Origin of the sequence: Blattabacterium cuenoti, from assembly GCF_014251715.1 — a bacterium.
Classification (GTDB): Bacteria; Bacteroidota; Bacteroidia; order Flavobacteriales; family Blattabacteriaceae; genus Blattabacterium; species Blattabacterium cuenoti_M.
In genome coordinates this window covers 81,206-94,241 of the sequence record NZ_CP059198.1, presented here as the reverse complement: position 1 = coordinate 94,241, position 13,036 = coordinate 81,206, and the positions used below count along the sequence as shown (strand labels likewise).

The window sequence follows — 13,036 nt, the reverse complement described above, 5'->3', positions numbered from 1 at the left end:
TCTAAAATTAGAATTTTTTTTTTTTGATATACTCGTTCGTATAAAAAAAAGTATATACGATATTCGTTAAATATTTTCCTTAAAATGAAAAAGAAAGGAATAAAAAAAAACGTAATAATAAATTTATAAAAAAAAAGATGCTTTAAAAGCATAAAAAAAAATACATAATAGCATTAAACTTATTTTAAGAAAACATTTCTCTTACACGATCAAAAAATGATTTTTCTAAATTTCCGGGATGAGGAAGAAAATTTTCATTTTTTCTCATTTTTTCAAAAAATTTTCTTTGTTCTTCATTAATTTTTTTTGGAGTCCAAACATTAACATGAATTAAAAGACTTCCATACCCATATCCTTCTATATTAGGCAACCCTTTATTTTTTAATCTAAGAGTTTTTCCTGATTGTGTTCCTGGATCAATTTTTATTCTTGCTTTTCCATTAATGGTAGGAACTTCTTTAGAAGCGCCTAATATTGCATCTGGAAACGATATATATAAATCATAATGTAGATTATTACCTTCTCTTTTTAATTGATAATGAGGAATTTCCTCAATTAATACAATTAAATCTCCAGGAATTCCTCCAAATGGAGCTTCATTTCCTTTTTCAGAAACTTTAAGTTGAATTCCTTCTGTAAGTCCTGCAGGTATTTTTATATTTACTAATTCTTCTTCTTTAATCAATCCATATTTATTCGCTCCATAAGGAATATTATCTATTTTTTTTCCAGTTCCAGAACATACATGACATTGAGATGTTGTTTGCATTCTTCCTAAAATGGTATTGGTAATACGTATTATTTGACCAGTACCATTACAAGATCTACAATTTTTAAATTTTATTCCCTTAGATACTTTTAGTCTCTTAACTTTCACTTTTTTTTCTATTCCATGAGCTATTTCTTCTAATGAAAGTTTAACTCTAATTCTTAAATCACTTCCTTTAATAGTTTTATGTCTAGATGATCGTCCAAATCCAAAACTAGAAAAACTTTCTCCAACTCCAAAGGCATCAGCAAAAATATCTCCAAAATTTGCAAATATATCTTCCATATTCATTCCTGAACCTGAACTACTCCCTTTTATTCCAGAATGTCCAAATTTATCATAACGTTGTCTTTTTTCTGAGTTGCTTAAAACTTCATAAGCTTCAGCTGCTTCTTTAAATTTTTCTTCTGCATTTTTTTTATTATCTAAATTTTTATCTGGATGATATTTTATTGCTAATTTTCGATAAGCTTTTTTAATTTCTTCTGTAGAAGCGTTTTTAGAAACTCCTAAAACTTCGTAGTAATCTTTTTTCACCATTAAAAATAATTATTTTCCGGTAATAACTTTAGCATGTCGTATAACTTTTTCCTGTAAAATATATCCAGCTTCTATGATTTCAATAATCTTTCCTTTTAAGTCTTCTGTTATAGCTGGAATTTGTGTAATTGCCTCATGAAAATCTGTATTAAAATCATCTCCTTTTTTTATTTTTATTTTGTTTAATCCTTTTTCTTTTAAAATTTTAATAAATTTTTCCTGTATTAAGGCTATTCCTCTAACGAGAAATTCATCTTTAGACTTTTTCAATTCTTTAAGTCCTCGTTCAAAATCATCTAAAATTGGAATTAAATCTATAAGAATTTTTTCATGAATAGCCCTAAAAATATCATATCTTTCCTTTTTAATACGTTTTTTATAATTTTCAAATTCTGCAAAAAGACGCAAAAATTTATTTTTATCTTTTTCTAATTCTTCTTGAAGAAGCTCTATTTCTTTTATTTCTTTAATACAAGAAGAAGATTCTGCATCAGAAACATCATTAGATGATGATGCTTGTTTTTCAGTTTTTTTTTGGTCTATATCCATAATAATATTTTCTACATAATCCTATGGACTAAGAGCAAAATATTTGCCAAAATTTTATTTAATGACATAATGTCATTAATTAAAATTAATTTATATGATTGAAATATAAACACTTTCTAATATAATTCAATCTTACATTCGCTATATTTTTTGCTTTTTTAGCACCTGAATAAAGAATATGATCTAATAAAGATTTGTTTTTTATGAAATAAAAATATTTTTTCCTTTCTTCTGAAAATTTATTAATGATATGTTCATATAACGCTATTTTAGCTTCTGAATATCCATATCCTCCTTTTATATATTTTTTTTGCATTTTATCTATTTTATCTGAAGGAGCTATTAATCTGTATAAATACATTATATAATCTGTTTCAGGATTTTTTTCTTCTTTTAAAGATTTGCTATCTGTACGTATATTCATAATTTGTTTTTTCAAAATATCATCTGAAGAAAAAATATTAATCCAATTTTTTTTGGATTTACTCATTTTTTCCCCATCTGTTCCAGGGACATACATAGTTTCTTTTTGTAAATAAGCATGAGGTAATACAAATAATTTTTTTCCTATTTTTTTATTTAAATAATTGGCAATGCGACGAGTAATTTCTATATGTTGTAATTGATCTTTTCCTACAGGAACAATTTTTGCATTAAAAAGCAAAATATCAGCAGCCATTAAAATAGGATAAGTAAATAACCCTACACTAACTTTTCCTTTATTTTTCATTTCCTTTTTAAAGGAATGAGTTAATGTCAATCGTTTATAAGGAAAAAAACAACTAAAATACCAAGCTAACTCAGTTACTGCTGAAATATCAGATTGTCTATAAAATAGACAATTTTCCGCATTTAATCCAAAAGCTAACCATGCAGCTGCAATTTTATAAGTGTTGTCTTTTATTGTTTTTATATTATCTATTTGAATCATAGAATGTAAATCTGCTATAAATATAAATGAATAATCTTTTGTATTTTTATTAGCAATATATACAGATGGAATTATAACACCTAAAATGTTACCTAAATGGGGAGTACCTGTACTTCTAATTCCTGTTAATATCTTTTTCATAATTTTTTTTTGTAATGTAATTAATTCAAAGATTCTAACCCACTGATAATTTCAAGTATTTCTTTGGTAATTGTAGTTTGTCTTTCTTTATTGTAATTTAATATTAAATCATTTTTAATATTGGATGCATTTTCTGTAGCTTGATGCATAGATATCATACGTGCTGTATGTTCTGCTGTAATAGATTTTAAAAAAATTTTTAATAATTTTGTATTTAAAAATTTTGGAATTAAATGATCTATAATTTCCTTTTGAGAAGGTTCTAGAATATAGTTACCTCCTGTTGTATTTAAATTATTTAGATCAACAGAGATTGGAAGAAATTTTTCTATAATTATTTCTTGAAATAAGGATTTTTTTAGATTATTATACATCAAATAAATTGATGAAAATTTTTTATTAAAAAAATCTATAATTAATTTTTTTGTAAAAATTTGTATTTTTTTGGTAAAATTATCATAATCTATCCAATTATTATTTTTTTTATACATATATATGTTGTATTTCTTATTTAAGAAATCAAATCCTTTTTTTCCAATTGAAAAAAAAATGTATTTATTATGCAATAAACTTTTTTTTTGAATAAAATGATCAATTTTAGAAAAAATTAAGGAATTAAAAGAACCACATAATCCACGATTAGAAGTAAAGACAATAAATAATTTTTTATTTCCTTTTTCTAAAAAATATTTACTATGATAAAAATTATTTCTTTTTTCTGTTGATAAAACGTTTAAAAAAAGTAATTCTATATGATCAAAATAAGTTTTTACATGCATGAGAAAATCTTTGGATTTTTGTAATTTAACGATAGAGATCATTCTCATAGCTTCCGTAGTTTTGATAACCGATTCTATCGATAATATTCTTCTTTTAATTTCTTTTGGATTGGACATTACAAAAAATTTAATAAATGTATTGATTGCTTAATTCCAATACTATTTTTTCTAAAATTTTCGATATTTTATCATCAAGTATTCCATTTCTTAAAGAATTTAAAATATCTTCGTGTTTTTCTTTTAAATAAAAAAGATATTCTTTTTCAAAATCTGAAATTTTATTAATAGGAATATTTTTTAGAAGATTTTTAGTTCCAGCATAAATAATGGCTATTTGATCTGCTATATCATATGGAGAATGAGCAGGTTGTTTTAATATTTCTATATTAATTTTTCCTTTTTTTAAAATTTCCATAGTAGACGGATCTAACTCAGAACCAAATTTAGAAAACGATTCTAATTCTCTAAATTGAGCTTGATCTATTTTTAGAGTACCGGATATTTTTCTCATAGATGGAATTTGAGCAGATCCTCCGACACGAGAAACAGATATACTTTCATTAATTGCAGGAAGAACTCCAGAATGGAATAAATCTTTTTCTAAAAAAATTTGCCCATCTGTAATGGAAATAACATTAGTAGGTATATAAGAAGAAATATCTCCAGATTGAGTCTCAATAATTGGCATAGCAGTTAAAGAACCACCTCCTTTTATATCCTTTCTAATAGATTCTGGAATATCATTCATTTTTTCAGCCATTTTTTGATCTTTTATAATTTTAGCTGAACGTTCTAGAAGACGTGAATGTAAATAAAAAACATCTCCTGGATAAGCCTCTCTTCCAGGAGGACGTCGTAATAACAAAGATATTTCTCTATAAGAAACAGCTTGTTTTGAAAGATCATCATATATAACTAAAGAAGAACGACCTGTATCTCTAAAATATTCTCCAATAGCAGTACCAGAAAAAGGAGAAAAAACTTGCATAGAAGCCGGATCAGAAGATTTTGAAGATACTATCACTGTATAAGGTAAAGCTCCTTTTTCTTGTAATATTTTAGTAATTCTTGCTATTGTAGATCCTTTTTGGCTTATCGCAACGTAAATGCAATAAACAGGTTTATTATCCTCAAAAAATCTTTTTTGATTGATAATTGTATCAATAGCTATAGTTGTTTTTCCAGTTTGTCTATCACCAATAATTAATTCTCTTTGTCCTCTTCCTATGGGGATCATCGAATCTATAAATTTAATTCCAGTTTGAAGAGGTTCTTTGACAGGTTCTCTAAAAATAACACCTGGAGCCTTTCTTTCCAAAGGCATTTCAAATAATTTTCCTTCTATAGGACCTTTACCATCAATAGGATTTCCTAATACATCTACAACACGACCTAGCATTCCTTCTCCTACCTTAATAGAAAAAATTTTCCCTGTTCTTTTAACTTTATCTCCTTCTTTTATATTTTTTGATGAATGTAATAGGACAATACTAACATGATCTGCTTCAAGATTAAAAACGATACCTTTAACTCCATATTGAAATTCTACTAATTCTCCATAAAAAGCGGAATTTAGACCTACAGATCTCGCAATTCCATCTCCTATTTGAATAATAATACCATATTCAGATAACTTTGATTCAAAGTTAAAATTAGATAATTCTTCTTTCAGAATAGATGAAATTTCAGAATATTTTAAATCTGACATGAAAAAGATTTATTTAAATTGAATTTTTAAATATTTTTTTGATACAAAATAATTGTTCCCGAATGCTAAAATTCCATTCTTTATATTCATATTCTATACGAAATAAAAAACCTCCAATAATAGATGGATCCGTTTTATTAATTATGTTAAATTTTTTATCATATTTAGTCATGATTTTAATTTGATGTATAATTAATTTTTGCATATCCATACTTAAAGGAAAAGCAGAAATAACAATGCATTTTATAAGTCCTTTTTTTTCTTTTTTATATATTTTTTTATATTCCAATAAAATTTCTTTAAAAAAAAATTCTCTTTTTCGTATAATTAATAATTGTATAAATTTATATAGTAAAATATCGAAAGGATAAAAAATTTTTTTAAAAATTTTTATTTTTTTTTCAGAATTTAACAATGAGGTATAAAGAATTCTGTTTATATATACGTTATTATACAATAAAGAAGATACTTTTTTTACTTTTTCGTAAAATAAATCATTTCCATTAGAATATTCAAAAAAAATTTTAGCGTAATGTCTAACTATTTTTTTGTTTGAAAACATTTTTTTTTCAAATTAGTATAATTTATCTACTAATTCTTTGATAAATTTATCTTGTTTATGTGTTTTATCTAACTCTTTTTTTAATATTTTTTCAGCTATTTTAATAGAAATATCTCCTATTTGATTTTTTAACTTGTGTATAGCTGCTTTTTTTTTAATTTGAATATCCCTTTTTGTTTCTTCTATAATTTTTTTATTTTCTATTATACTTTCTTCTTTCGCCTTAAATTTTATTTTTTCTCTAATTTGAATAGCTTCTTTCAAAATTAGATCTCTTTTTATTCTAGTTTCTTTTAAAATTTTATTTTTTTTATTTTCTACATTTTTCAATTCTTCTTTAATTTTTTCTGCTTTTTCAATAGACATTCTAATTTTCTCTTCTCTTTGATCAATAAAATTTATTATTGGTTTCCAAGCATATTTGGAAAGAAATAATATAAGTATTACAAATATGATAGTATGCCAAACAATCAATCCAATAGAAGGAGTAACTAAATCCATTATTTATTTAAGTTATTTAAATACAGCTAACAAAGCAGTTACTATTCCAAAAAGTGCGGCTCCTTCAATAAGTGCAGATGCAATAATCATTGCATTCTGTATTTTACTTGAAGCTTCAGGTTGTCTAGCAATAGCATCCATTGCAGAACTTCCAATTTTTCCAATTCCTAATCCAGCTCCTATAACCGCAATACCAGCTCCTAAAGCGGCTAAACCTGAATAAGTTAAATCTATATCCATATAATTTTAATTTTAATGCGTTTCACTTTCATAATTTTTGACAGACATTCCTATAAGCAAAGCAGATAAAGTGGTAAAAATAAAAGCTTGTAAAAAAGCTACCATAATTTCCAATATAGAAATTAAAAAACCAAAAATAATGGAAAATACAGCTATAAAAAAATTTTTGAAAATAAAAATGAGACAAATAAAGCTTAAAATAATTATGTGACCAGCAGTAATATTAGCAAATAATCGAATACATAAAGTTAATGGACGAATAAAAATTCCAATAAACTCTATAGGAGCTAACAAAAATCTAATTCCTATTGGAACTCCTGGCATACAAAAAGTATGTTTCCAATAACTTTTATTGGCATTTATGTTGGTGATAATAAATGTAATTAAAGCCAATACAAACGTTATATTTATATTTCCTGTAACATTTGGAAATCCTGGAATAAGACCTATTAAATTATTAATTAATATAAAAAAAAAAGATGTCAATAAAAAAGGAAGAAAAATTTTATATTTTTTATTTCCAATATTAGGAATAGCAATTTCATCACGTATAAATAAAATTAAAAATTCTAAAATAATTCCTAAATTCCATTTAGTTTCATAATTTTTATTATAACTATATTTCATACGTATCAATAAATAACACAATAAAAAAAAAGATATCCAAAGAGATATTACATTTTTTGTAATAGAAAAATCCCAAGGTTTTTCATTTTTTGGAAATCCTTTCGAATCTAAATATAATATTCCATTAGAATTCGTTTTATATATTTTTTCATGAAACATTTTATAAAAACCATGTTTTCCTTTTACCACATTTCCACATGAAAATTTAGAAGAAAAAAAAATTTCCAAACCATCATTCCATAAAAAAATAGGCAATGAAAAAATAATTCCATTTTTATGAGTACCTGCAATATGCCATTCATGAGAATCACTTATATGATCAATTATTGTATTGGCTACATTCATTTTTTTATTCTTTTCTGTTTCATTTGCACATAAAAAAAAGGATAAAAAAAAGAATAATAAATGTATTATTTTTTTTAAATTTTTTAAAATCATTTATTAAAAATAGAAAAATAGGAAACAAATTTATATTTTTTTCAAAAAAAAATAACATTATTATAAAATAATTTTTTTTCAAAATTGCATTTTCATTTTTTGAAGAGTACATTTGTATCCAGTTATGAAATTTTATTTTCGATGAAGGAAGAAACCAAACTTATTCAAAACATTTTATCAGATCCTCTAACAGGTGCGATTTCTACACCCATATATCAAACTTCAACTTATGTACAGGAAGCTCCTGGAGTTCATAAAGGATTTGATTATACGAGAACAAATAATCCTACAAGAAAAATTTTGGAAGATTTAATTACTAGTTTAGAATATGGATATGCTAGTTTAGCGTTTTCTTCAGGATTAGCATCTGTAGATGCTATTTTAAAACTATTAAAATGTGGAGATAAAATAGTAGCTGTAGATGATATTTATGGAGGCACGTTTCGTATATTGAATTTGTATAAAAAATTAGGTATTAGTACTAAGTTTGTAGATTCTACTAATGTGGAAGAAGTCATTTCCGTTATTTCTGATAAAACTAAATTGGTTTGGTTAGAAACTCCTACCAATCCTACTTTAAAAATATCTGATATAGAATCTATAAGTAAAAAATCCAAAAGTAAAAATTCAAAAATTTTAGTTGTAGTAGATAATACTTTTGCTTCTCCTGCTATTCAAAATCCTCTTATATTAGGAGCAGACATAGTGATACATAGTGCTACAAAATATTTAGCAGGACATTCAGATGTATTAGCTGGATTAATTACAGTGAAAAGTCCATATTTATATGAAAAACTAAAATATATTCAAAATGCGACTGGAGGGGTTTTATCTCCTATTGATTGTTGGTTAACTATAAGAGGAAGCCAAACTTTATATTTACGTGTTAAAAAACAATCTAAAAATGCATTTCAAATTGCTTCTTTTTTAGAAAAGAAAAAAAATAACTGTGTTGATCAGGTTTATTATCCTGGATTATCACATCATAAAAATCATTTGATAGCAGTAAAACAACAACGATATTTTGGAGGAATTGTTTCTTTTAGTATGAAAAATGATACAATAGAATCTGCAAAAAAAATTGTTACATCAACTAAGTTTTTTAAGTTAGCAGAAAGTTTAGGAGGAACAAAAAGTTTGATTTGCCATCCTGCTACTATGACACATAAATCTACTCCTTTAAATATAAGAATGAATGCTGGAATACAAGATTCTCTTATTCGTTTATCTATGGGAATAGAAAATGTAGAAGATTTGATAGAGGATATAGATAAAGTTTTAAAATGATTTTTTATCATGAAATGAAATTCCTATATGGAATAGTTCTTTACGAATTCTATCCGATAATGTCCAATTTTTTTGTTTTCTTGCTTCTGTACGGAATTTTATTAATCTTTCAATAAGTATTTCTAATTTTTTTGAATCTTCATTAAAAGTATTTTTTTCTATTTTTTGTTCTTGAAGACCCATAATATCAAAAACAAAATAAATCATATATTTTTTCAGTAAATAGACATGATTTTTGTCCATTTTTTCAATAGAATCATTAATTAGATGGGAAGCGTCAAATAAATGTGCGATCAATAAAGGTATGTTAAAATCATCATTAAGCGCTTTATAACAATTATTTATCCAATTATCTACATCAAAAATTATATGGTTTTTTAATGTTTTTGCATTAAAATTTTTCAATATATTTAAAGCTTTCATAATACGAAAATATCCTTTTTCTGCATTGATGAGTCCTTTATTTGAAAAATTTATTACACTTCTATAATGAGATAGTAAAATGAAAAATCTAAGAATACTAGGAGAAAAGTTTTTTTTACTAAATTTTTTATAAATGATGTCTTTTAATTCCAAAAAATTTCCTGTTGATTTGCTCATTTTTTTCCCATTTAAAGTTAGCATATTCGTATGCATCCAATAATGTGCAAGATCATTTTTTTTATAAAGACCTGTAGCTTGTGCTAATTCACATTCATGATGAGGAAATTTTAAATCTATTCCTCCTCCATGTATATCAAAATTTTTTCCTAAATATTTTGTACTCATTACAGTACATTCTATATGCCATCCAGGAAATCCTTTTCCCCATGGGGAATTCCAACTCATAATATGACTAGAATGAGCTTTTTTCCAAAGAGAAAAGTCTTGTAAAGAACGTTTTTCTACTGAAAAATTTAATTTTTTATTGAAAAGTTTATCAATTTTATTTTTACTAAGAATTCCGTAAGGATATAATTCACTATATTTTTTTAAATTGAAATAAACAGAACCATTTATTTCATATGCTAAATTTTTTTTAATCAATTTTTGAATCATATCTATTTGTTCTATAATATGTCCCGTAGCTGTAGGTTCTATACTTGGAGGTGTAACATTTAACATATTTAATAAATTATGAAAAGATAGGGTATATTTTTGAACTATTTCCATAGGTTCTAGTCCTTCTATACGAGATTTTTTTGATATTTTATCTTCTACATCCTTTTCTTCATTTTCTAAATGTCCCACATCAGTAATATTTCTAACATAACGAACTTTATAACCTAAATGTTTTAAATAGCGAAAAACAATATCAAATGAGATAAAAGTACGACAATTTCCCAAATGCAAATGATTGTAAACTGTAGGTCCACAAACATAAATTCCTACATATTTTTTGTGAATAGGTTGAAATAATTCTTTTTTTGCTGTTAAAGAATTATATATTTTTAAATTATTTTTTTTATTCATTTATGCAATTCCAATATGATGTAAAAATTCTCTTCTAATTTTTGAATTTTTTTTAAAAGATCCTATAAATTCAGTTGTAATAGTACTGCTATCTATATCTCTAATACCACGAGAATTTACGCATAAATGTTTTGCTTCTATGACACAAGCTACGTCTTGTGTCTCTAACATCTTTTGTAAAGATTCTACAATTTGCATTGTTAAACGTTCTTGAACTTGTGGTCTTTTTGCATAAAAATTTACAATTCTGTTTATCTTAGAAAGACCAACAACTTTTCCATTAGAAATATAACCAACATGAGCTTTTCCTACAATAGGAAGAAAATGATGTTCGCAAGTAGAATAAACTGTTATATTTTTTTCTATTAACATTTGATTATACTTATATTTATTTTCAAAAATAGAAGGTCTAGGAGTTGTTTTTGGATTAAGACCACTAAATATTTCTTGTATAAACATTTTTGCAACACGTTTTGGGGTTCTACGTAAACTATCATCATTCATATCTAGTCCTAATATTTTCATAATATGAAAAAAATGTTTTTCTATTTTTTCAATTTTTTCTTCATCACTCATAAAAAAAGCATCCTCTCGTAAAGGAGTTTTATGATTCATTGAGTAATTCAAAATATAATTTTTATTAGGGATTTTTTTTTTTTGTTTTTCTTCCATCATAAAATAATCTTAATCCATGAAAAGTAAAGTTACGAAACGATTTTATATGGTTAGTTCTATTACATCATAGGATGATTATTTAAAAGTTTTTGGAATTTTACAGACAGGTATCTGTATTATTTTGTGCTTATTTTTTTTATGTAATGTTTGATATTTTTTTAAAATTTGATATTCTTTTTCTTTATAATTAAAATCTTTTATTTTTGTAATTTTCATAGCCCATTCTAATTCTTCATAAGTTGCTCCTAATTGATCTTCATCCGTTCTTTGATCTTCCCAAAGACCATCTGTTGGTTTTGCTTTTTGTATTTCATTTATAATATTTAATTTTTTAGCTATAAAACGAATTTCACTTTTAGTTAAATCTGCTATAGGATGTAAATCAACTCCTCCATCTCCATATTTTGTAAAAAAACCTACTCCAAAATCTTCTACTTTGTTTCCAGTTCCAACAACAAGATAATTTTTTATATTAGCGTAATAATATAAAGTTAACATTCGAAGACGAGATTTCACATTCACCAATGCTAAAGGTTTTTTTTTATTTTTTTTATTAATATTCATTGCATTACAAAAAGAAGTAAATAAGGTGGATAAATCTTTTTTTAAATAATGAACATTAGAAAATTTTTTGGTTAAAAATTTTGCATGTTTAACAGATAAAAAATTTTTTTTTTTTCTAAAATTGGCATTTCTAATATTATAGTAGATAATTTTGTCATAGCTGTTAAAAAAGATGTGACAGAAGAATCAATTCCTCCAGATATTCCAATAATAAAACCATTTGATTTAGATTTTTTAATATATTTTCTTAACCAAAAAACAATATGTTGAATTATTTTTTCTGCTTTTATCGTTTTATGATACATTTTTATTTTTAATTAAATTAATTGTATATGTCTTTAATTTTAAATTTAGAAACTTCTACAAAAAATTGTTCAATAAGTATTGCTAAAAATGGAATATGTTTAACTTCTATAGAAGAATGTTCTGAACAATATTTTCATTCAGAAAAGTTACATATGTTTATACAATATGCTACAAAAATAGCTAAAATTAGTCTTCATGATTTAAAATCTATTTGTGTCAGTAAAGGTCCGGGATCGTATACTTCTTTAAGAATAGGAGTAGCTGCTGCTAAAGGGTTATGTTATTCTTTAGATATTCCTTTATTGTCGGTAGATTCTTTAACTGTTATGGTTCAAAAAATAAATATAAAAAATGGATTTTTAATTCCAATGATACATGCTAAATCTGATTTATTTTATACTTCATTATTTAATGAATCAAAAGAAAGATTGAGTTCTATTTTTATAAAAAAAATTAATGATAATTTTTTCAAAATTAAAAATAAAGAAGTATTTTTTTTTAGTAATATTGATTTTTTAGAAAAAAAATTATTTTTTTTTAGAAAAAAAAATAGATTTTTTTCTAAAATTTTTCCATCTGCAATGGATATGTCTTTAATTTCATATAAAAAATTTTGTAAAAAAAAATTCAATAATATTGAAAAATTTATTCCATTTTATTTATAAAAAAATTCAATAATTATTAAAATTGTAATAATAAATAAAACGGGAAACGTTAGTTTTTTTTTAAAAATATGATAAAATAAATAATTTATTTAAAGTGGCTCTTCTTGCTAAAGAAGGTTAAAAATGATAATTTTAAATGTTAAACTTATAAAGTTTGATATAATATTGTATGTCTACTTAATTTTATGTGTGAATATTGGGTTTATAGCCCCCCTATATAAGTTGCTCATACCGTAGTGAAAATATTAAAAATAAAATTATTTATTTTACTGGAATTTTTCTAAGTTTATATGGTATGCATA

Annotated in this window: 13 protein-coding genes and 1 pseudogene; 2 read left to right on the top strand and 12 right to left on the bottom strand. The window is 24.2% G+C overall.

The window, feature by feature from the left end:
* Positions 1 to 184: 184 nt before the first annotated feature.
* The 9 genes from H0H59_RS00400 to atpB form a co-directional block, all read right to left on the bottom strand.
* Positions 185 to 1,309 carry a DnaJ C-terminal domain-containing protein gene (locus H0H59_RS00400; RefSeq protein ID WP_185862202.1) on the bottom strand — a complete coding sequence of 375 codons (1,125 nt, stop codon included), beginning with the start codon at positions 1,307 to 1,309 and terminating at the stop codon, positions 185 to 187.
* A 9-nt stretch (positions 1,310 to 1,318) separates the two neighbouring features.
* On the bottom strand, positions 1,319 to 1,858 hold the full coding sequence (locus H0H59_RS00395; RefSeq protein ID WP_185862201.1) for a nucleotide exchange factor GrpE: 540 nt from the start codon (positions 1,856 to 1,858) through the stop codon (positions 1,319 to 1,321).
* An 85-nt stretch (positions 1,859 to 1,943) separates the two neighbouring features.
* Positions 1,944 to 2,930 (bottom strand): tryptophan--tRNA ligase, encoded by a 987-nt coding sequence (gene trpS / locus H0H59_RS00390; RefSeq protein ID WP_185862200.1) that lies wholly within the window; start codon positions 2,928 to 2,930, stop codon positions 1,944 to 1,946.
* Positions 2,931 to 2,950: 20 nt separating this feature from the next.
* Complete coding sequence (gene atpG / locus H0H59_RS00385) at positions 2,951 to 3,826, bottom strand: ATP synthase F1 subunit gamma (protein ID WP_185862199.1); 876 nt, start codon at positions 3,824 to 3,826, stop codon at positions 2,951 to 2,953.
* A 10-nt stretch (positions 3,827 to 3,836) separates the two neighbouring features.
* On the bottom strand, positions 3,837 to 5,417 hold the full coding sequence (gene atpA / locus H0H59_RS00380) for a F0F1 ATP synthase subunit alpha (RefSeq protein ID WP_185862198.1): 1,581 nt from the start codon (positions 5,415 to 5,417) through the stop codon (positions 3,837 to 3,839).
* Between the two features lie 13 nt (positions 5,418 to 5,430).
* The gene (gene atpH, locus H0H59_RS00375) at positions 5,431 to 5,979 is read right to left on the bottom strand and encodes an ATP synthase F1 subunit delta (RefSeq protein WP_185862197.1); all 549 of its coding nucleotides are present in this window, start codon (positions 5,977 to 5,979) and stop codon (positions 5,431 to 5,433) included.
* A 12-nt stretch (positions 5,980 to 5,991) separates the two neighbouring features.
* Positions 5,992 to 6,480, bottom strand: coding sequence for a F0F1 ATP synthase subunit B (gene atpF, locus H0H59_RS00370; RefSeq protein WP_185862196.1), 489 nt, complete (start codon positions 6,478 to 6,480; stop codon positions 5,992 to 5,994).
* Positions 6,481 to 6,492: 12 nt separating this feature from the next.
* Positions 6,493 to 6,720: an ATP synthase F0 subunit C gene (gene atpE / locus H0H59_RS00365; protein WP_185862195.1), complete on the bottom strand. Its 228-nt coding sequence runs from the start codon at positions 6,718 to 6,720 to the stop codon at positions 6,493 to 6,495.
* 12 nt (positions 6,721 to 6,732) lie between these two features.
* Positions 6,733 to 7,785, bottom strand: coding sequence for a F0F1 ATP synthase subunit A (atpB, locus tag H0H59_RS00360; RefSeq protein WP_185862194.1), 1,053 nt, complete (start codon positions 7,783 to 7,785; stop codon positions 6,733 to 6,735).
* A gap of 141 nt (positions 7,786 to 7,926) precedes the next feature.
* Between atpB and H0H59_RS00355 the strand changes: the two genes are divergently transcribed.
* Entirely contained in the window at positions 7,927 to 9,072 is a 1,146-nt protein-coding gene (locus tag H0H59_RS00355; protein ID WP_185862193.1) for a trans-sulfuration enzyme family protein, read from the top strand.
* On the opposite strand, the gene cysS is transcribed toward H0H59_RS00355, so the two are convergent.
* The 3 genes and pseudogenes from cysS to nadE form a co-directional block, all read right to left on the bottom strand.
* The gene (gene cysS, locus H0H59_RS00350; RefSeq protein ID WP_185862192.1) at positions 9,064 to 10,524 is read right to left on the bottom strand and encodes a cysteine--tRNA ligase; all 1,461 of its coding nucleotides are present in this window, start codon (positions 10,522 to 10,524) and stop codon (positions 9,064 to 9,066) included. The genes H0H59_RS00355 and cysS overlap by 9 nt on opposite strands.
* Entirely contained in the window at positions 10,525 to 11,196 is a 672-nt protein-coding gene (gene folE / locus H0H59_RS00345) for a GTP cyclohydrolase I FolE (RefSeq protein ID WP_185862191.1), read from the bottom strand.
* A 78-nt stretch (positions 11,197 to 11,274) separates the two neighbouring features.
* Positions 11,275 to 12,068, bottom strand: a pseudogene (gene nadE / locus H0H59_RS00340) (NAD(+) synthase).
* A 27-nt stretch (positions 12,069 to 12,095) separates the two neighbouring features.
* Between nadE and tsaB the strand changes: the two are divergent.
* Complete coding sequence (gene tsaB, locus H0H59_RS00335) at positions 12,096 to 12,734, top strand: tRNA (adenosine(37)-N6)-threonylcarbamoyltransferase complex dimerization subunit type 1 TsaB (protein WP_185862190.1); 639 nt, start codon at positions 12,096 to 12,098, stop codon at positions 12,732 to 12,734.
* Positions 12,735 to 13,036 lie beyond the last annotated feature (302 nt).